The 21742-nt window shown below is 30.2% G+C and carries 22 protein-coding genes, 1 pseudogene and 1 riboswitch; of the genes and pseudogenes, 1 reads left to right on the top strand and 22 read right to left on the bottom strand.

The features are described 5' to 3' along the window. Nucleotides 1-297 precede the first annotated feature (297 nt). The 6 genes and pseudogenes from BN2920_RS15320 to BN2920_RS15340 all read right to left on the bottom strand — a co-directional run. Nucleotides 298-1221 (bottom strand): annotated as a pseudogene (locus tag BN2920_RS15320) (MalY/PatB family protein); the annotation flags it as partial. A 15-nt stretch (nt 1222-1236) separates the two neighbouring features. After that, a complete protein-coding gene (locus tag BN2920_RS22175) occupies nt 1237-1455 on the bottom strand; it encodes a hypothetical protein (protein ID WP_242868397.1) in 219 nt (72 codons plus the stop codon). Between the two features lie 30 nt (nt 1456-1485). Next, entirely contained in the window at nt 1486-2325 is an 840-nt protein-coding gene (locus tag BN2920_RS15325) for a DUF3737 family protein (RefSeq protein WP_058295852.1), read from the bottom strand. Nucleotides 2326-2442: 117 nt separating this feature from the next. Next, nucleotides 2443-2769, bottom strand: a complete 327-nt coding sequence (locus BN2920_RS15330; protein ID WP_058295853.1) for a carboxymuconolactone decarboxylase family protein — start codon at nt 2767-2769, stop codon at nt 2443-2445. Nucleotides 2770-2820: 51 nt separating this feature from the next. Beyond that, nucleotides 2821-3231, bottom strand: coding sequence for a cupin domain-containing protein (locus BN2920_RS15335; RefSeq protein ID WP_058295854.1), 411 nt, complete (start codon nt 3229-3231; stop codon nt 2821-2823). A gap of 40 nt (nt 3232-3271) precedes the next feature. Further along, nucleotides 3272-4444 carry an iron-containing alcohol dehydrogenase gene (locus tag BN2920_RS15340; RefSeq protein ID WP_058295855.1) on the bottom strand — a complete coding sequence of 391 codons (1173 nt, stop codon included), beginning with the start codon at nt 4442-4444 and terminating at the stop codon, nt 3272-3274. 148 nt (nt 4445-4592) lie between these two features. Between BN2920_RS15340 and BN2920_RS15345 the strand changes: the two genes are divergently transcribed. Next, on the top strand, nt 4593-5024 hold the full coding sequence (locus BN2920_RS15345) for a MerR family transcriptional regulator (protein ID WP_058295856.1): 432 nt from the start codon (nt 4593-4595) through the stop codon (nt 5022-5024). A 35-nt stretch (nt 5025-5059) separates the two neighbouring features. On the opposite strand, the gene BN2920_RS15350 is transcribed toward BN2920_RS15345, so the two are convergent. From BN2920_RS15350 to cysK, 16 genes are all read right to left on the bottom strand, one after another. Then, nucleotides 5060-6259 carry an acyltransferase gene (locus BN2920_RS15350; RefSeq protein WP_058295857.1) on the bottom strand — a complete coding sequence of 400 codons (1200 nt, stop codon included), beginning with the start codon at nt 6257-6259 and terminating at the stop codon, nt 5060-5062. Between the two features lie 13 nt (nt 6260-6272). Next, nucleotides 6273-6356 carry an NAD(P)-dependent oxidoreductase gene (locus tag BN2920_RS22425; protein ID WP_083498832.1) on the bottom strand — a complete coding sequence of 28 codons (84 nt, stop codon included), beginning with the start codon at nt 6354-6356 and terminating at the stop codon, nt 6273-6275. A gap of 64 nt (nt 6357-6420) precedes the next feature. Beyond that, nucleotides 6421-7185, bottom strand: a complete 765-nt coding sequence (gene allE / locus BN2920_RS15355; protein WP_058295858.1) for a (S)-ureidoglycine aminohydrolase — start codon at nt 7183-7185, stop codon at nt 6421-6423. A gap of 238 nt (nt 7186-7423) precedes the next feature. Then, nucleotides 7424-8644: a chloride channel protein gene (locus BN2920_RS15360; protein WP_058295859.1), complete on the bottom strand. Its 1221-nt coding sequence runs from the start codon at nt 8642-8644 to the stop codon at nt 7424-7426. A 47-nt stretch (nt 8645-8691) separates the two neighbouring features. Then, nucleotides 8692-8765, bottom strand: a riboswitch (Fluoride riboswitch). Between the two features lie 126 nt (nt 8766-8891). Further along, a complete protein-coding gene (locus BN2920_RS15365; RefSeq protein ID WP_058295860.1) occupies nt 8892-9701 on the bottom strand; it encodes an alpha/beta fold hydrolase in 810 nt (269 codons plus the stop codon). Nucleotides 9702-9877: 176 nt separating this feature from the next. Further along, a complete protein-coding gene (locus BN2920_RS15370) occupies nt 9878-10345 on the bottom strand; it encodes a MarR family winged helix-turn-helix transcriptional regulator (RefSeq protein WP_242868398.1) in 468 nt (155 codons plus the stop codon). Nucleotides 10346-10474: 129 nt separating this feature from the next. Further along, complete coding sequence (locus BN2920_RS15375) at nt 10475-11023, bottom strand: hypothetical protein (protein WP_058295861.1); 549 nt, start codon at nt 11021-11023, stop codon at nt 10475-10477. Nucleotides 11024-11525: 502 nt separating this feature from the next. Next, nucleotides 11526-13217: a sulfate adenylyltransferase subunit 1 gene (locus BN2920_RS15380; protein WP_083498834.1), complete on the bottom strand. Its 1692-nt coding sequence runs from the start codon at nt 13215-13217 to the stop codon at nt 11526-11528. A gap of 1 nt (nt 13218) precedes the next feature. Further along, nucleotides 13219-14118: a sulfate adenylyltransferase subunit CysD gene (gene cysD / locus BN2920_RS15385; protein WP_058295862.1), complete on the bottom strand. Its 900-nt coding sequence runs from the start codon at nt 14116-14118 to the stop codon at nt 13219-13221. Nucleotides 14119-14277: 159 nt separating this feature from the next. Then, nucleotides 14278-14592, bottom strand: a complete 315-nt coding sequence (locus BN2920_RS15390; protein ID WP_058295863.1) for a 4Fe-4S dicluster domain-containing protein — start codon at nt 14590-14592, stop codon at nt 14278-14280. Beyond that, nucleotides 14576-16315: an adenylyl-sulfate reductase subunit alpha gene (locus tag BN2920_RS15395; protein WP_058295864.1), complete on the bottom strand. Its 1740-nt coding sequence runs from the start codon at nt 16313-16315 to the stop codon at nt 14576-14578. Before BN2920_RS15395 ends, BN2920_RS15390 begins: the two co-directional genes overlap by 17 nt. A gap of 36 nt (nt 16316-16351) precedes the next feature. Then, nucleotides 16352-17413 carry an ABC transporter ATP-binding protein gene (locus tag BN2920_RS15400; protein ID WP_058295865.1) on the bottom strand — a complete coding sequence of 354 codons (1062 nt, stop codon included), beginning with the start codon at nt 17411-17413 and terminating at the stop codon, nt 16352-16354. Beyond that, complete coding sequence (gene cysW, locus BN2920_RS21480; protein ID WP_058295866.1) at nt 17403-18236, bottom strand: sulfate ABC transporter permease subunit CysW; 834 nt, start codon at nt 18234-18236, stop codon at nt 17403-17405. The genes BN2920_RS15400 and cysW overlap by 11 nt, the downstream gene beginning before the upstream one ends. A gap of 9 nt (nt 18237-18245) precedes the next feature. After that, complete coding sequence (gene cysT / locus BN2920_RS21485; RefSeq protein WP_058295867.1) at nt 18246-19094, bottom strand: sulfate ABC transporter permease subunit CysT; 849 nt, start codon at nt 19092-19094, stop codon at nt 18246-18248. Nucleotides 19095-19299: 205 nt separating this feature from the next. Continuing rightward, on the bottom strand, nt 19300-20337 hold the full coding sequence (locus BN2920_RS15415; protein ID WP_058295868.1) for a sulfate ABC transporter substrate-binding protein: 1038 nt from the start codon (nt 20335-20337) through the stop codon (nt 19300-19302). A 333-nt stretch (nt 20338-20670) separates the two neighbouring features. Next, nucleotides 20671-21600, bottom strand: coding sequence for a cysteine synthase A (cysK, locus tag BN2920_RS15420; RefSeq protein WP_058295869.1), 930 nt, complete (start codon nt 21598-21600; stop codon nt 20671-20673). Nucleotides 21601-21742 lie beyond the last annotated feature (142 nt).

Raw genomic sequence — 21742 nt, forward strand, 5'->3', positions numbered from 1 at the left:
GCTACAATAAAACCTAAAGAAGTTAAGAAGAATTATCCTAAAAATAATGTATTCCCATAATAAGTATACTAAAAAAATCTGGTCTTCCTAAATTAGGCAGATCAGATTTTCTTCTACTATTTTAAAATAATACGCTACCTTTGTACTATAATTACTTAAAAGCAACTATTTTATGTTGTAAATATGTTTCTTCTATAAATATTTTTCCTAATTATTGGAATAATCAATTTTTTAAGTGCCTTATTTGAAAACATAAAAATACCTCTAACTAACATAAAAACCTATCTCATAGGCTTATTATTTCAAAACTTTTTCTAGCCTTTCTAATCCTTCTCTAAGTAATGATCTAGAACATGCTATGTTTATTCTAATAAATCCTTCTCCTGCTTCACCATATGTTTGTCCATCATTGATTCTTAGGTCACCTTGTTCAAGTATTTTTTTACTGATCTCTTTTGAACTCATACCAAGACTTTTACAATCAATCCATATTAAATACGTAGCCTGAGGTACCATAACCTTTAATTTGGGAAGCCTTTCATTAATAAATGAAAGTAAATAATCTAGATTTCCTTTTAAATAATCCAATAATTGTTCTAACCATTCTTCTCCTTCATTATAAGCAGCAATTAATGCCTCAATTCCAAAAATATTAGGCTCTATTGCCTCATTAATATTTAGTGACCTATTTACTTTTTTTCTATATTCCTCATTAGCTACTATTATATTTGATGTTTTGAGTCCAGCAATATTAAATGTTTTACTAGGTGCCGTACAAGTGATGGAATTCATTAAAAATTTTTCATTAATTGATGCAAATGGAATATGTTTATTTCCTTTATAAACCAAATCCCTATGAATTTCATCAACTAATACTAAAACATTATATTTTAAACATATTTCACCTAATCGTTGAAGTTCATCTTTACTCCATACTCTTCCTCCAGGATTATGAGGATTGCATAAAATAAAAATTTTAACTCTTTCATCTGAAGCCTTCTTTTCAAAGTCCTCAAAATCAATTTCGTAAAACTCACCATTGTACTTTAGTTCATTTAATACTATGGTACATCTATTATTCGTTATGGACGTATTAAAATAATTATAGACCGGTGAATGAATTAGAACTTTATCCCCTGGTTCTGTAAATGCTTGTACAACTGCTGAAAGTGATGGAATTACACCTGTACTAGCTTCAATCCATTCCTTTTTTATTTCAAAATTATGTTTCCTATTTCACCATCTAACCTCAGCTTCATAATAGTCATCTGGAATATTAGTATATCCAAAGATTCCATGCTGCACTCTTTTTTCTAAAGCATTGATAATTGGATCAGCTGTTTTAAAATCCATATCAGCTATCCACATTGGTATAATATCTTTTTCCTGTGAGGTGTCCCACTTAACACTATTTGTATTTCTTCTATTAATAATAGTATTAAAATCATACTTCAAATTGATTACCTCCTTATAAATTATATAATATCATACTGCTTTTCTTATAATTTGTATATTTTCAAAATCCAAATTTGGGTCATCCAATATAATATCTTTAACATCTTCTACTTTTATGGTCCCGCTAAATGGATTCTTAATACTTTCAACTGTGTTTATGACTTCAGCTTTAACTGTTGAATATTCAAAGCTTAAATCTGTATCAACCATTTCACAATTTTCTAATATTAAATTTTCTGCATAACACAATGGCTGTGTTCCACTTATTTTGCAGTTAATAAGTCTTAGATTTTTAGAATACCATCCTAAATATTCTCCATTCAAAACAGAATCATATACTGTAATATCTTCTGTATTCCAAAAAGTATCTTTTGAGTTGATTACACACTCTCTAAAAACACCTTTTTTTACGTGTTGAAATGAGTAATTTCCATCTAATTTAAAATTATTAACTTCAACATTAGAACTATGTAATAATAAATAATTACCTTTAAATTTAGAATCATTAATCTTAACATTTTTACAGTACCATAGTGTTTCCTCTGTATTCATAATAGTTTTATTAATTGTAATATTTTGAGCATCTCTAAAAATCTTAGGTGCATCAACTTTGCAGTTATTCATTATTATATCACTTGTATACCAAATGGCTGCACGACTATCTTCTGTAAAATAGCTGTCATAAACTTCTACATCTTTATTATGCCATATTGGATACTTACCCCAAAATTTACAATTATATATTCTTATATTTTCACTCTCTTTAATTGGAGATTCGCCTTCTAAAAATACACTGTCCTTTATTTCTGTATTAAAAGATTTAAATAGTGAACGTTCTCCTTCAAAAGTTCCTTTTTCTATTAATTTCATAACGTCAATTCCTCTTCATCTTTATTATTTTTTTAAATTCATTAATTTATATTTTCTCCATATATCAATATACCATCTGACCATATTACCCGATCAGATGGTTATTAAAATCGTAAATCAGTTATTTTCAGAGTAAACTTCTTTTGCCAAACTAAACGCTGCCCATGCATTTGGCCATCCCACATAAAATGCCAGATGAGTAATTATTTCAGACATTTCTTCGGCTGTTACTCCATTATTCTTTGCATTAATTATATGGTATTTTAAAGAATTATCAAAAATACCTTTTGTCATTAATGCTGTAACTGTAATCACGCTTCGATCTCTAAGTGATAACTTATCCTCTCTTGCCCATACTTCACCAAAAAGAACATCATCATTAAGTTCTGCAAATTTTGGTGCAAATGTTCCAAGAGCCTCTCTTCCTGCTGTCTGCTTTTTCATATATATTCCTCCACTCTATAAATAATATTTTTCACTTATGACATTCTAATACTATCTTAGTTTTGCATACTCTTCATCTGTTACAGCTTCACACCATTCATTAGAAACACCTTCTTTATGAATAGATAATGCTAAATGTGCAAAAGCTTCATCTGCTACTGCACCATGCCAATGTTTAATTTCTGGTGCTATATATACTACATCTCCGCTTTTTAAAAGTTGTGGCTTTTTTCCCATTTCTTGATACCATCCATGGCCACCAACACAAATTAATATTTGACCACTACCATGATGAATATGCCAATTATTTCTACATCCTGGTTCAAATGTTACATTGCATATTCCAACTTCTTTATCATTTAAAGAGCTTAAATAACTTTTACCGATGAAATATTCTGCATATGCTGTATTTTCTTCACCAAGTAAAAAATCTGATACTTTTTCTAATTCTTTTCTATCCATTATTCTCTTCTCCTCTTTTATCTATATTATTTTATTTCTTTTATCTATATGCTTTTTCATAGATTTTCACGCAATCTTCATGTGATAATGGGCATGGATCACACATAAATAACCCCCCCATTGTTTCTCTTGCGTTCTTTGCCATCTTATCAAATTCATCTTTTTCTATACCGTAATCTGACATTTTAAGATCTGCTACACCGCACGCTTCCTGTAATTTTACAAGCATTGTAATAAAATCTTCAGGTGATTTTGCATCCTCCATACCAAGTGCTTTTGCCATTTTAATAAATTTATCATCACATACATGCTGATTTATAAAATGCTTATAATATTCTTTACTTAACATTATGAGTCCTGCTCCATGTGGTAGGTCTTGATGATAAGCACTCATGGCATGCTCCATAGAATGTTCACTTGTACATGCACTAATAGTCATAACTGTTCCAGAAAGGGTATTGGCAAATGCCATATGTTCTCTTGCTTCAATATCATTTCCATCTTTCACAGCTCTTTCAAGATATTTTCCAACATTCTCAATAGCTGTTAATGCATACATATCACTCATCAAATTAGCTGCTACTGAAATATAACATTCTACACTATGAAATAATGCATCAAAGCCTTGATAAGCTGTAAATTTAGCTGGGACACTTTTCATAAGTTCTGGATCTACGATTGCTAAAACCGGATAAAGTGAATCAGGACCTCCAAATCCAATCTTTTCATTTGTTTCTTCATTAGTAACAACACCCCATTGATCAACTTCAGAGCCTGTTCCTGCTGTGGTTGTGATTGCTACTACTGGAAGTGGATTATTTAAAAGCTCTTGTCCTTTTCCAGTTCCGCCATTAATGTAATCCCATAGATCTCCATCATTTGTAGCCATGGCTGCAATTGCTTTAGAAGCATCCATTACACTTCCACCACCTAATGCTACTACAAAATCACAGTTATTTTCCCTAGCACACTTTGCTCCAGTCATAACTGTAGATTTTAATGGATTAGCTTCTACCTTATCAAATAAAACATTTTCTACTCCTGCAGCATTTAGCTCTTCCTCACATCTTTTTAGATAACCATTTTCCTTAGTTGATTTTCCATTAGAAATAACAACTAAAGCCTTCTTCCCTGGAAGCTTCTGTTCTCTTAAATTGTTTAATTGTCCTACTCCAAACAATAATCTTGTTGGTGAATACTTCATAAAATTCATATCTACACATCCTTTATTCTATAATTTTATTAAATCAAATATACTTTCGACTTGCATATATTGCTTTCATGTATTATGATAACTTTATACTAATACCTAAACCTAACTTTAGGTCAATACTTTTTAAAAATTTTTTTGGAGGTGTTTTATGGCTTATTCCATTGGAGAAATTTCAGAAATGCTTAATATATCAATATCAACTCTGCGCTACTACGACAAAGAGGGACTTCTTCCTCTCGTTAACAGAACTTCTGGAAATATACGTATATTTGACGATACAGATGTTGAATGCTTAAAAATGATAGAATGTTTAAAAAATACAGGTATGCCGCTTAAGGATATTAAAAATTTTTTTGAATGGTGCGAGGAAGGGGATTCCACAATTGATAAACGATATGAACTGTTTATGCACCAAAAGGAAAAGACCGAAAAACAGATTGCTCTATTACGAAATGCTTTAAATCGCATAAATTATAAATGCGAATTTTACAGAATATCCAAAGAAAAAGGAACTACAAATCTTCCTGGTTTACGTGAAGAACTAGCTATGAAATTTTTAAATAAAGAGCCTGAAAAATGAACACCAGAATAACTTGGTGTTCCTAGATTTATTAATTAATCATATATATAAGAAGTCAAATTCCAATAAATTGATTTATCAATTTCATCACTATTTATTATTTCTCTATCCCATGCAATATCTTCTCTAACTATCTTTGCTGGATTTCCTGCTATGATGCAGTTATTGGGAAATGTTTTGTTAACAAGACTATTTGCTCCAACAATGCTTGCTTCTCCAATATGTGTGCCAGATATTAATGTACACTTAATGCCAACCCATACATGCTCGCCTAATATTATATTTTTCTGGCCATTTATTTGTTTCCCAGATTTAACATCAAATATAGGATGTCCATCATTATTCACAAAAGAAACATATTCTGAAAACATGCAGTCAGCACCAACATCTATTTTCCCACCGAAATAAGCTATACATCTAAGATTCTCTCCACTATGGCTCTTCTTTCCCACAGTAATACTGCTTCCTTTTTTAGCAAAGAATATAGTTTTGTTTTGGAAGCTTGTTTTTTCCTGAAGATTAATTGAACTTTTCTCAAAAGCTCCAACCAGACTTTCTTTTCGTATTTTGCAAGGAGAAGATAAATTTATAGAACTATTATCAACACATACTATAGAAACATTATCTCCTATAAGACAGCTATCTCCTATTCTTACACTTGATTCACCATTACATTCTATTGTAATATTTTCACCAATATTGCAATTAGAGCCAATATATATACTGTTTCCTCCTATAGCTGAAATTTGAATCTTATCATTTATTTCTGTATTTATATTAATTATGTTGTTATATCCTAAAACTTTAAACTTTGTACCTTTTGGTGCTTTTATTTTATTTCCATAAATATCAGTGTATTCTTCATCCTTTAATACAACAACAGGCTTATGAATTATATATAAATAGTCCTTTTCTTCTAAGTAATTATTTTCATTTAAATAATTTTCTATTTTTTCATCATAATCATGTGTCACAAATACATAAAAATCCTTAGAGTTGTTTTTTAATATTTCTGCACCTAAAATCTCTTTATCAGTTACTGCATTTTCTTCTTTACTAATATCTAATTTACTATCTAAAATTAAAGAAACTTCATATCCATTGTTATTTAACATATCAAGTAAAAACTTATTATTTTCGCTTGTCCCCCATAAAACTATCTTTCTTTTATCTATATTCTCTAAATACTTTGCAAAATCAATGCTTTGTATTATATTTTCAAAAAAAGCTGACATATAATTCCCTCTTTCATATATTTAATGCTTCTGCTAAAGCTTCACTCTCTACTACTGAACCTCTTATAGTATTTATTAAGACAACATTTTCCTTCATTAAAGCTATGTTTTAATTCATCTTTTACATGACACTTTAAATCTATAAGCTTCATGCATTAAATTTATAAAATCACATCTCTATTGCAATCTTTTGAATATATATAAGAAAATAATTCTCTTCCAACTCCATAAGCACATTGTGCAACATACGGTCCAAACCATATGAAATCTTCCTTCTTTATTCCAATCCACTTATCATCTAATAAATACATACCTTCACCACTCAAAACATAAGCGCCATGTTCTTGCACATGAGTTTCAACTATTGGATGACATCCACCTGGTTCAAATGCAAGTATATGCATATTCATATCATAGCCAAGATGCGTTGGAAGTAAATCTTTTATATATACATTTTCCATTTCATTATAAATTTCATATTCAATATCATTAACATTTCCAACACAAACTTCTGCTTCAATGCCTTCAATTGGAATATATATTTGCTTATATAAAAGAAACTTTGCATTATCATTTCCTACATTTTTAAATGATATTCCAACTCCAGCTGGTGAAAAGGCATATCCTCCATCAATTAACGTATATTCTTCTTCTCCAATTTTTATATCTAATGTTCCATTTACACAATATATAAAACTTTCTATTTTATCTTCTTTAGCAAATGGTATAGTTGTTCCTCCATTTACATTTGCATCAACTATATATTGAACAAAGCTTGCTCCCATTTTAGGCGATGCAACTATGCTCACTCTACACTCCTTAATATTGGGTATAACGTTATTTACCAAACCATCTTTTGGTATTACTGCATATAACCCAGGCTTAACTACAGCTCTCGTTGATAATAAATCACTTGGATATCCCATTTTTATATCTCCTCTTAAATCACTTTATTTGCTAGATTAAAATCTACCTTCTTATATTAAAACAAAATTTTGTATGTCTTATTAAAAGTTTTAACTTTAAACTAATTGTATTATTTTACACTTTTTCTTTCAATTACATAATAAATATTTTGTATTTAAATTCTGCTTTAAAGAAGCTGCTTGCATATATTAAAATATAAATTTATATATTTTTTCATATCTACTTTATAAAATCCAACTAATCTTTATTAGGCGCTTTTATGATATTTTTTTGTAATCCATATATTGATTTATTTCCATTGAAAATATATGAAATAGAACAAACTACAAAAAAGTATGGCATATACTCATATCCAAAAACTTCAGCTCCTATAAATATAGGTGCTAAAAGTGTATTTGTGGCACTTCCGAATACTGCAGTATAGCCAAGAGCTGCAATAAATTCCACTGGCATATTCAATATATTAGCTAACACTACACCAAGGCTGCATCCAATAGAAAACAGTGGAGTAACCTCTCCTCCCTGATATCCAGCAGCTAATGTTATAACTGTAAGTATAATTTTAAAAAACCAGTCAAATTCATAAATATGTTCTCCATTAAAGCTTGCATTTATTAAATTAGTCCCTAAACCTGAATACCTTCCTCTTCCACAAATAATAAATAAAATGCTTAATATTATTCCAACTACAAATATTTTTTTTATAGGATCTTCAAATGTATTACCTAACTTTTCTTTTGCATATTTTAAAAATGCAGAAAATATTCTTCCAGCAAAGCTAAAGATAACTGCTATAATTACTAGTTTTAAAATAAACATAGCATCTATATTTATTTTTGTTTCCAGTTTGAAAGTAAACTTTTCTAAGTTCAATAGATGTGCTGTAAAGCTGGATGAAAAAGCTGCAATAATGATTGGCAGCAATGCTGTATAATCAAGTGCTCCTGCAATCAAAACTTCCAAAGCAAAAAAACATGCTGCAATTGGTGTCCCAAACAATCCTGCAAAACCTGCTGCCATTCCTGTTACTAAAAATATTCTAGAAGCATTTTCTATTTTAATTCTACTTCCAATGTAATGAGAAACAGTGGCTCCAATTTGTACAGCTACTCCCTCTCTTCCAGCACTTCCTCCAAACAAATGAGTCATCCATGTTCCTATCATTGAAAGTGGTACAAGTGCTAATGGAATGCTTTCTTCTTCACCATGACCAACATTAAATACTAAGTTCATGCCCTTTATTGCTTTCTCACTAAACTTTCTATATATCCAAATTACCCATATTCCTGCAACTGGAAGTAAGAAAATAAGCTTCATAAAATGCTCGCTCCTAAACTCCCCTAAATAAATTAAAATCTTTCCAAAACCTGCATCTATTGCTCCAACTATAACTCCAATAATAACGGCTGCCAAACTAACAATAATCATTTGCTTGTAACATTTAATAAACTCCTTCATTATGTATTACCTCCAATTTTACATAAAAAAACTGATAACTATCCGTAGCAATTACAGAAGTCATCAGCATATAGCGGTTTAGACATTTATGTCACGGGAGACTTTCATTCCCTATTTATATTCACTCTTTTAAATTTATACAAAATTCTTTTTAGATTATAGCATTTTAATATTATTTTGTAAATGCATTACATAGTTAATTTCATTCCATTAATTTTTCTTTTAATAATATCTATATTATATATTATTATTCATAGCTAACTCTTTTAATCCACTCACTAAATAGTGCATTAAACACTTCTGGCTGTTCTATCTGTAAATTATGTCCTGCCATATCTAGCACGGCAAAAGTTGCCCTTGGATAATTATCTAGAATACTCCATGTCCCCTTATATCCAACGCTTGAATCCTGACGACCTAGTAAAAATAATGTAGGTTTGTTAAACTTTTGATCAAACATATCCTTTTCGAAAGATAATTTTTTCCCACATTTATTAAGCTTATTCAAAAAATCATTATCAGCTAATTTTATACCAGATAAAATTTCATTGTTATATCTTGTCCAAGTTTCTTCTGTTTGAACTACTTGTATAGATTGAAACATTTCTGCTTCTTCTTTGTCAAGTTTTGATAATAATTCATCATCTTTATTTAAAACAATATGTTTAGGTCTTAAATCATGACCTTTAGTTGCTGGGCATAATAAAAATAATCCATCTACTCTTTCTTTCATTTTATATATTAGTCCTAAAGATAAATATCCCCCATAAGATTCACCCGCAAGTAAGAAATTCTCATCTGGAATAATTTTATCAATTACTTCAATAACAATGTCCAGCATCACATCAGAATTCACAATCCAATCTTTACTCTTTGTTTTTCCCATACCAGGCAGATCAATATATATTCTTTTATATTCATTACTTTCACCTAATATTGGTTCAATACATCCTGACATTAATCTATGGTCAACTGTATATCCATGAAGAATAACTATAGGCTTTCCATTTCCTTTAATCTCATAATTTAGATCTAAATCTCTTATTTTCAAATACATTTTTTATTCTCCTTTTTTATTTATCTTTGATATATGGTCAATACTAATTCTATTGGCTATAATATTATCAATAAGCTTTTAATTTATAATTGATAGATATCATCTTATTTAATAAATAAGCGATTTGCAACTATCTTATCAAGATAGTTTGTTATCAAACTATTTCTTTAAAAAAATTAAAAATTATTTTTTATTTTTAATAATGTTTTTAATAAATCCGACTTCTCCTTTTCTGAAATTCCTTTGTATACTGTAGATATTAAATCTTCAGATATTGATTCAAACATTGGTTTTAATGCCTTACCTTTTTCACTGAGACTTACATATATAACACGATTGTCTAAAGTATCTTTTGTTTTCTCAACATAGCCTTCCTTTATTAGTTTATTTACTAATGCTGTTACTGTTGATTTATCTTTTTCAATCTTCTCTGCAATCTCCTTCATAGTTAATTTTTCATTATATAAAAGTGCAAAAATAATGTCTCCATGAGAAGGTGCAAAGCCCTTCAAACCACATTTATTCATTTCATCTGTAATAAATGTATTTGCGTGATCTCTTATTCTTGAAATTAATGATATTATATCTTCTACTCTCATAAGATCATTATAGTTTGGCATCAAACTATTGTCAAATATTTTCATTTTCTTTTGTATATATATGATTATTTTAATGTACTTCATTACTGATTTTCTAAATTTAATTAAATCAAAATATCTATTTATTACCTTTTCAAATTGTAATTTATTGCTTTATTTCAGTTACAATATTACTTAAAATCCATTTCTTATTTTTATAGTCTTAATTATAGCATCATCCCATATCTGTGCTTCAATATATCTTATAGGTCCTTGTTCTCCTAAAGGATTCCAACTCTGAGGAAGTCCGTACTTATCAATAATCTTTAAAATTTCTTCATATGTATATACTTGTTTTCGATACTCTTTACTATCATCTCCTCTTGGTCCAAAAACAGGAAACATATCCCCATATGTAAATGAAATATAATTAGTATCAATATCTTTTATCTCAATACTAATTGATGTTCCATCTTTATACCAAGATAACAACCATGGGCAGTCTTCTAATGTCATATAATGTGGTCTTCTTCTATTAACTCTACCACCCTTGCTTATAAATATCTTTTTGACAATATCTTCATACTCAAATCTTCTTTCTAAATATATTTCGTCTCTATTAGATGCAAAAATGGCTTTATTATTATAAATAATATTCATAATATTTTTAGCATCTTCAATTTTTAAGTCTGAAAGATTCATAAATGGTCCTATTTCTTTTTCATAGTAATGAAAAAGTCTCATCGTCTCACCTCAACTATTTTCAAAATATCTCTTTATCAAATTACAGCTTATACTTTGGAATATTATAACATATATACAAGTATCAAGTTATCCACTCTTTGAAAATTTTTTTATTATTTAATCATCAGTACAAATATTATTGTAATGTAATTCATGAAAGATTTTCTCACCATAAAAAAATCTATATCTGCAAACGAAATAGCTATGTACCCTAGTATATTTACTTCTTTTCAAAGATGTATATAAACTGATCATAACATGCCTTCTACAAAAATAACTTTTCTATATATAAAAAGATAATAACTTCTGTAAAAACTACAGAAGTCATTATTCTATAACTGTTTATTCATATTCTTTTGAAATTACTGAAAGTTTCCTAAGATAATTGTTCTCTCGATATTCCTTGCTAATTCTACATCCGCTATTAATTTAGGTAACCTTTTTATTCTAAATAGGATTTTTAGTTAGTATTAAATTTCTCACTTATGCATATTAGTATCAATTAAATCACCCAGTAATTATCATGAAATACAACCTGACGGTAAGTTCCAAAATTCATCCACTTATTAAATATTTCACTTTCTGAATCCTCTTTATTAGTATTATATTCACTTAAAAATGCTTTAAGTTCATCATCTGAATAAACTTTAATTTCAAAACCTCTTCCATTTATAACTGGATAGCTGCCATAACTATACTTATCAAGTACAATAATTTCACTTATTTTTTTATCTCTAACTTTAACAGCCACATTATCTCTTAAGATTAAAATATCAAAATTATCTGGATAATTATAACTTTCTCCCTTTGTTGGAATTGTATCGCCTACTGTGTATTTTGGATGCTTATCATAATATTTTGATACATTTAAACTATCTAAGTTATAATAGAATTCTTCAAATATATCTCCTCTTGCACTTAGATTTTCATATACAAATGCTACATCATTCTTTAAGTTTTCTTCTAAGCATTCTATTACACCACATGCTGAAGTCATATTACTTACCCTGTCAATTAAAATAAGTTCGCCTAGAGTTTTATGAGATTTAAAATTATCTACAACTATGTTTTCTGCCAAAACAATCTTGCAGTATGCAATTTCATTTTTTGTTAAAGAACTTGCTTCCTTATGCTCGCCACTATTTACATCAATTGCATATTCAATTTTTGATACAACTGCTGGTATTAGTTTTGTTCCAATCTTAGCTAAAAACTCTTGTCCATTATTTAATTTACTATCATCCATCCATAAAATAGTAGCTTCAATATGCTTTTCTGTGTTAATCTCAGAATCTTTGAATAAAACGCATCCCCTTGATACATCTACTTCTTTATTTAATGTAATAGTAACAGGCTGACCTTTATATGCATCTTTACTTTCTTTATCACCAATGTTGATACTCTTCACATATGCTTTTTCATTACTTGGAAGTGTTGTTATTTCATCTCCGATTGCTATTCTTCCTGCTTCAACCTGTCCTTGAAACCCTCTAAATTCATGGTTTGGGCGGCATACCCTTTGCACTGGCATATAAAATCCTTCTTCATCCTCATCGGATACATCTACGTTTTCAAGATAAGCTAAAAGAGGTTCACCATTATACCATGAAATATTTTCTGATTTCGTAGTTATATTATCTCCTTCTGTAGCACATAAAGGAATTATTTTTACATCTTTAAGTGAAAGTTCTTTTGAAAGATCATTAATAACTTTCTCAATTTCTAAAAATTTATTTTCATCATAATTTATTAAGTCCATTTTATTTACTGCAAATACAAAATGCTTGATTCCCATTAAAGAACAAATTCTGGCATGACGTCTTGTTTGAATTAAAACTCCCTGCTCTGCATCAACAAGTATAACAGCTAAATCAGCAAATGATGCTCCAACTGCCATATTCCTTGTATACTCTTCATGTCCTGGTGTATCTGCAACAATGAAGCTTCTATTATCTGTTGTAAAATAACGATATGCAACATCAATAGTTATTCCCTGTTCTCTTTCAGCCATAAGTCCATCAAGCAAAAGTGAATAGTCTATTTTTCCTTCTCTGCTTCCAACCTTACTGTCAAGTTCTAATGCCCTTTTCTGATCCGCATATAGAAGTTTTGCATCATATAATATATGTCCTATGAGAGTTGATTTTCCATCATCTACACTTCCGCATGTAATAAATTTAAGTAATCCTTTCATCTTAGAAATATCCCTCCCTTTTTCTTCTTTCCATACTTCCTGCTGCTTCATTATCAATAACTCTTGTTGTTCTTTCTGATGAAACTGCACTTAAAGTTTCTTCGATTATCTCATCAAGTGTTGTGGCTTCTGATTCACATCCGCCAGTTAATGGATAGCATCCGAGAGTTCTAAACCTTACTTTTTTATATTGAATTTCTTCACCAGGCTTTAATTTTAATCTATCATCATCCACCATAATTATATTTCCATCTCTATACACAACTGGTCTTTCTTTTGCAAAATATAATGGTACAATATCAATATTTTCTCTTTTTATATATTGCCATATATCTTTTTCTGTCCAGTTAGAAATAGGGAATACTCTCATGCTTTCTCCCTTATTTATTTTCGTGTTAAATAATTTCCACATTTCAGGCCTTTGATTTTTAGGGTCCCATGCATGAGCTTCATTTCTAAAAGAAAAAATACGTTCCTTTGCTCTTGATTTTTCTTCATCACGCCTGCCCCCACCAAAGGCAGCAGTAAATCCGTATTTACTTAAAGCTTGCTTTAAAGCCTGTGTTTTCATAATATCTGTATAAGCTGAGCCGTGATCAAATGGATTTATTCCTTGTCTTACACCTTCTTCATTGGTGTACTTAAGCATTTCTATACCTAGCTTTTTTGCTGTTTCATCTCTGAATTTAATCATTTCTTTAAACTTCCATGTAGTGTCTATATGCAAGAATGGGAATGGTGGTTTTTCAGGATAAAATGCCTTCATTGCCAAATGAAGCATTACTGAACTGTCCTTTCCTATTGAATACAGCATTACTGGCTTTTCGCACTCTGCTGCAACTTCTCTTATAATATATATTGCTTCTGCTTCTAACTCATCTAAATGAGATAATTCACTCATATATAGCCTCCATTTCTACTGCCATAGCAGATTTATAATTAAGTATTTATTTGACTATTTCCTATATTTACTTATATAAAAATTTAAATTGACTTAATTGATATTTATTTAAATTTTTTCTATTTTTAATACTTCACTTATATCAAGATTTGAACTACATTAATATTTATTTGAATCCTTTGGATTTAAATCTATAACATATGTTTCACCATCTGGTTTTTCTACCTTCCAGTGTACAAGTTCACCATCTTCTTTAACAGTAAGTGTGCTTCCTCTTCCCCCAATATCTGCACCAAGATATAATGAAATAGCCTGACTTTTGCATTCTTTAACACAAGACGTACATCCCCAGCAGTCTTTTGGATATTTAATAAAAGCCTTTTTATTATCATCCATTTTTATAAGATTCCCTGGGCATGCTTCTAAGCACTGCCTGCATCCTATACATTTATCTTTATCAATCTTTATGCTCATATTTTTCTTTTCCTCCTACAAGTTCTCGAAAAATAATTTGTATCTTTCCATCAACTGCTTTTGAATTTACATACTTAAGGTATACATCACTTTTCTCTGGATAATCTAAATTCTCTGCAAAGCTGTGCCATCTTGTCTCTTTTCTTGCCTTTAAATGAGCAATTACAGATAAACATACTGTAAGCCTCTCTTTTAATTCATATATAAACATAAGCTCATGCATATCTTTAGCAGCAAGATGTGAAGTTAATGAAATTAAATTTCTTATCTTTTCATCAGCCATATGAAGCTGTCTTTCATTATATTGATAATTGCTGCCTATACCACCTGCATAACTGTCCATTATTTTCTGCATTGCTTCTTCTAATTCTTCAACAGTAAAGCTTTCATTTTCTTCATTTAAAATACTTTCAATCTCATATTTCTTCTCTTTGATTAACAGCTCTTTTTCATGATCTTTTATTTCAGCTTCATTTTTAATCTTTAAATTATTAACTTCTAAGTTTGTTTTATTTTTACCGTCTAAATCATGAATTATAGATAATGCTGCAATTTCTCCTTCTACAAGAGCTCCTGTTACATATTTTTGAGGACATCCACCTGCCACATCTCCAGCTGCATAAAGTCCATGTATAGTTGTTTTTCTATTTGTATCTACCCAATATCCGCTTGCAGTATGCCCTCCAACTATGTATGGTTCTGTTCCTTCAATTTCAACATTTTCTTCACTTGGATTCTTTCCACTTTCTATCCATTTTAATGTCTGGCTTGGTGCCATATTAAGATATGCCTTTTTTAATTCATCATTTAATTCTTCTTTAATTCCTTGTGTTTTTAAATAACATGGACCTCTTCCTTCAATATTCTCTCTTACTGTTCCATATAGCCTTTCAGATGTTGTAATCCCATATTTACTTTCATAAACCTCACCTTTAGAATTTATCTGTTTTGCTAAAACACCTTGGGCAATTGTTCCTGTAGGTGCTATTGTGTCTTTACATCTTAATGCTATAAAACGCATTTCAAAAGTTGTCATTTCAGCACCGGCTCTTATTCCCATTGCATACCCTGCACCTGTGTTAAAAGGTGGATACCACATTTTATGCCTTGAAAAGCCTGGATTGTTAGGTTTATAAAGACCTGCTGCTCCACCCGTTGCACATATAACCTTTTTAGCTTCTATAAAATATAAAACGTCTTTATTTACATCTATTGCAAATGCTCCATAAATCTTATTATCTTTAACAACATAATCTATAACATTCATATGATTGTATGCTGTAACGCCATTTAACTTCTTTACAGCATCTGCCAATATAGGCTTTATATTTTCACCATTAATTTTTATATTTCTATTGCCTCGTGCAACATATTCTCCATTTTCATCTTTTAAAATAACAAGACCTAAATCTTCTAATTTTTTTGTTACTTTATTTAGACCTTGAGACATTGTAAGAAGCAGATCTTCTCGTACAATTCCTTCTGCATCCTTTTTAGCATACTCAACATAATCCTCTGGCTTTCTTCCTTTTACAATATATGCATTGATTGCATTTACACCTGCCGCAAGACATCCACTACGTTTTATATTGGCTTTTTCAGCAATCAAAACAGAAAGATCTGAATTTTCTCTAAGCGTAATTGCAGCATAGCATCCAGCTGTTCCACCACCAATGATTAATACATCTGTTTTAAGATGCTTTATATCTACCTCAGTTTTCAAAAAATCGCCCCCTAAATTTAAATCTACGCTGAAACTTTAAATAAATACTGGATTTCTATCTTCCATTGCTGCATTTTCTATTAATACAGCTTTAGCATTTTCAAATGCATATAATCTATAAATTAGTACATTTACCTTTTCATTAAGCTTAACTTCAGGTTCCTCTAAAGAACGATTTGCAGTAAGAATCAGCCCCTTTACATTAACCTTAACTTCTATATAACTTCCACGAAATGATATTTCTTCAATAATTCCTTCTTCTGCCGCACTCATATACTGATTTAAATTTCCCAGTTTCTTTATTCCAATAAACTCTGGTCTTATAACTGCTTTTTCTAAATTTTTAATATCTGTAAATCCTTTTAAATCATAATGTTTATCAAAAGATGTAGACTGTCCTATAAATTCTGCAACAAATGCATTTTCTGGATGTTTATATATTTCAATAGGTGTTCCAACCTGTTCAATTCTTCCTTTATTTGTGATTATTATTTCATCTGCAACTTCAATTGCTTCATCTTGGTCATGTGTAACAAAAATACTTGTTACACCAACTCTTGAAATCATTTCTTTAAGCCAGCTTCTAAGTTCTTTTCTAACCTTAGCATCAATTGCTGCAAAAGGTTCATCAAGAAGTAAAAGCTGTGGATTTGGTGCTAAAGCTCTTGCAAAGGCTACTCTTTGCCTCTGTCCTCCAGATAGTGCATTTGGATATCTATTTTCCATTCCTTTTAATCCAACTAGCTCTATCATTTCTGTAACTCTTTCCTTTATTTCTTTTTTACTCTTTTTTTGCACCTGTAGACCAAACGCTATATTATCAAATACAGTCATATATCTAAAAAGTGCATAACTTTGAAATACAAATCCAATTCCTCTTTTGCTGGCAGCTAAATCATTAACTCTGATACCATTTATAAAGATATCACCTGAGTCTGGTGACTCAAGTCCTGCAATCATTCTAAGAATTGTTGTTTTTCCACTTCCACTTGGACCTAAAAGCCCAATAAGTTTACCCTTCTCAATTCCAAAATTAACATTATTTGAAGCTTTATAATCTTCAAAAGTTTTATTTATATCTTTTAATTCAACGTACATCTGCACCACCAACTTTCTTCGACTTATATTCAACAATATTTTTTAGAATCAATATTATAATTGCCATTATTACTAATAGAGAAGATACAGCAAATGCTTCTGATAATTTAAATTCGTTATATAATATTTCAACATGCAGTGGCAGTGTATTTGTTTTTCCCCTTAAGTGACCTGAAATAACAGAAACTGCTCCAAATTCCCCCATTGCACGTGCTGAACATAAGATGATTCCATATAAAAATGCCCATTTGATATATGGAAAAGTTATTTTTCTAAAAATTCTAAATCCACCTGCTCCCATAAGTGCTGCTGCTTCTTCCTCATCAGTACCTTGTGCATTAAGTACTGGTATAATTTCTCTTGACACAAATGGAAACGTTACAAATATTGTTGCAAGTACTATTCCTGGGACAGCAAAAACTATTTTTATATTATGACTCATAAGAAATGGATGTGCCCAGCCCATTCTCCCAAAAGTTAATGTAAAAAGAAGTCCTGCTACAACTGGTGACATTGCAAATGGAATATCTATTAATGTAGTAAGAACCTGTTTTCCTCTAAAGGTGAATTTAGTAATACACCATGCTGCAAACAGTCCGAATATTGTATTCACCAATACAGCTGCTATGCTTGTAAATAAAGTTAGTTTTAATGCTTTGATGGTGTATATATCAAGTACTGCATTTGTATAAGAATTGAGTCCTTTCTTTAATGCATACACAATAACAACAATTAAAGGCAGTACAAGCATTATCAAAACAAATAAAATACTTATTGTCACTAATATATATTTTGTAGATTTAAAATTATTATCTTTACTCATTTCTGCCTCCTAGCTTGTCCTTTTATTCACTAGAGATTGAATAATATTTATAACAAATAAAATTGAAAATGATGTAGCTAGTATTACAAGTGCAATTGCTGTTGCATCCGTATACTTTAATTGTTCTAACTTTGATACAATTAAAAGTGGTGCAATTTGTGTCTCATAAGGTATATTTCCTGCTATAAAAACTACACTTCCATATTCACCAATACCTCTTGCAAGAGCAAGTCCAAATCCTGTAAGCATTGCTGGAAATATCTCTGGAAATATCACTTTGAAAAATGTTCTTCTCTCACTTGCTCCAAGCATTGCAGCTGCTTCTTCATACTGTTTATCTAACTTTTCTAAAACAGGCTGTATAGAACGTACTACAAATGGTATTCCAATAAAAATCATAGCTATAATTATTCCTATCTTCGTATAAGCTATTTGTATACCAAAATTTGAAAAAATACTTCCAATCCATCCTTCATTTGAATATAAAGAAGTAAGTGCAATTCCAGCCACTGCTGTTGGAAGTGCAAATGGTAATTCTATCAAGCCATCTAATAACCTTTTCCCTGGAAAATCATATCTCACTAATACCCATGCAAGAATCATTCCAAATATACCATTAACTACTGCTGCAATAAATGCACACCCAAAGCTTACCTTATAGCCTGATACAACTGCACGTGAAGTAACAACTTCTAAGAACTCTTTAAAGCTTAAATTTGAGGCACATATTACTATGGAAACAACAGGAAGCAATATAGTCAAACTTAGCATTGATATTGTAATACCCATAGAAAGTCCAAACCCCGGTATAATTCTCTTTCCACTTTTTCTTTTTATACTTAATGATATTTTCTCCATAACTCACATCCTCTTTCCTGTAGATGAGTAAAAAAATAAGAACTAAAAGTGAATAGTTTTAGATGGAAAACATAGGTTTTCTATAATTTACTTTTAAAACATCACTGCTATTTTTTTCTTAACTCTTAGTTCTTAATTATTAGTTTTTACTTTTAATAATTTTATTCCAAATTATAGCGTAGTATCTCAATTATAAGTTTATTCATTACTTTTCTTGATAAATCTGATCAAATATAGCTCCATCCTCAAAAAAGTCTTTATATGCCTTATCCCATCCGCCAAACTTTTCATCTACAGTTACAAGGTTAATATTAAGGTTAAATACATCTTTATATTCTTTTAAAATTTCTTCATTAGATGGTCTATAAAAATTATCTCCAGCAATTCTTTGTGCTGTGTCAGAATATAAATATTCTAAATAAGCTTTAGATACTTCTTCAGTTCCCCTTCTCTTTACAGTTTCATCTACAACTGCAACTGATGGTTCTGCCAAAACACTTAAACTAGGAGTTACAATTTCAAATTCATCTGGATGCTCCTTTACAGATAAATAAGCTTCATTTTCCCAAGCAATCAACACATCGCCTTGTCCATTTTCAACAAATGTTGTTGTAGCACCTCTTGCACCTGAATCTAACACAAGTACATTTTCATAAAGATTTTTAACAAATTCTTTTATCTTTTCCGCATCTCCATTATATTTTTTATCCGCATACGCCCATGCAGCAAGGAAATTCCAGCAAGCTCCTCCTGATGTTTTTGGATTTGGTGTAATAACCCCTACTCCATCTTTTACAAGATCATCCCAATCTTTTATATTCTTGCTGTTTCCCTTTCTTACAAGAAAGACAATAGTTGATGTGTATGGTGAGCTGTTCGATTTAAATTCGTTAATCCATCCACTTTCTATTAATCCTGCATTTTCAATTGATGTAATGTCATGTGCTAATGCCAAAGTTACTACATCTGCTTCATTTCCTTCAATAACTGAACGTGCTTGTTTCCCAGAACCGCCATGAGATTGAGTTATATTAACATCTTGTCCAGTTTTCTCTTTCCAGTACTTTGCAAATTCTTTATTATATGCTTCATATAATTCTCTTGTTGGATCGTATGATACATTTGTAATTTCAATTGTTTTTTTCGCATCAGATTCTGCATTTGAACTTTCACCGCATCCTGAAAATGCTCCTAAAGCACATAATGTTGCTAACCCTAAACTAATAATCTTTCTTATTTTCATAATCTTCTCTCCTTATCAGTAATTCAATATGCTTTTATTTTTGCTTTATAATACATGCAACATCGCATATTTCCATATCTGTGAGAGATTATAGCCCCAATTTTACTCATTTCTTACTTTCACCCCATTTTTGTTTATTTATGGTATATTTAGGAGTATACATTCCTTTTCCGAGTATGTCAATAGGAAATCTATGATTTATTTTATAGATATGCTTTCTATAAAATAATGTGCAAAAAAACACCAGCATTTTTTAGTATACTGGTGTAAAAAAACTTTTAATATTTAGAGTGCTATAAACATTAGTACTCTTATCTCATATAAGACATATTTTTATTCAAATAAAGGAGTAGATAGATATCTTTCACCTGTGTCTGGTAATAACACAACAATGTTTTTCCCTTTATTTTCAGGTCTTTTAGCTAGTTCTGTTGCTGCATGTATTGCTGCCCCAGATGAAATTCCAACTAATACCCCATCTGTTTTAGCAACACTTCTAGATGCTTCAAATGCATCATCATTTTCAACTTTAATAATTTCATCAACAATATCAAGATTCATTACGCCAGGTATAAAACCTGCACCTATACCTTGAATTTTATGTGGACCAGGCTTACCACCTGATAATACTGGAGAGCTTGCAGGTTCAACTGCCACAATTTTGATATTAGGATTTTTAGCTTTTAATACTTCTCCATTACCAGTGACAGTACCACCAGTACCAACTCCAGCTACAAAAATGTCTACTTTTCCTTCTGTATCATTCCAAATTTCCTCTGCTGTAGTTTTTCTGTGTACTTCAGGATTAGCTTCATTTTCAAATTGTTGTGGTATAATTGCATTTCCATATTCAGCTACTAATTCTTCAGCTTTTTTTATTGCACCTTTCATTCCATCTGCACCTGGAGTAAGAACTATTTCAGCTCCTAATGCCGCTACAATTCTTCTTCTTTCAATACTCATTGTATCTGGCATTGTAAGAATTAATTTAAGACCTTTGGCAGCTGCTACAAAAGCTAGTCCGATTCCAGTGTTTCCACTAGTAGGCTCAATAATAACAGTGTCTTTATTTATTTTGCCATCTTTAATTCCTTTTTCAATCATTGCATTTGCAACTCTGTCCTTAACACTTCCTAGTGGATTAAAGTATTCAAGTTTTGCAATAATATTTGCTTCTAAACCGTTCTTTTCTTCATAATTACTTAACTCAAGTAATGGTGTATTTCCAATCAAATCTGTTAATTTCTTTGCTATTTTTGCCATAATTATTCTCTCCTTTTAATATATATATTTATAATTCTTCGTTATTTATTAATGATAAAATCGTAAATCTAAACAGACTTGTCCTATTTAATTTTAATAAGTATAATTTTTTAAGCTACTACTATATTTATAAAAAGCTCTG

The sequence above is a fragment of the Clostridium neonatale genome (genome assembly GCF_001458595.1).
GTDB lineage: Bacteria > Bacillota > Clostridia > Clostridiales > Clostridiaceae > Clostridium > Clostridium neonatale.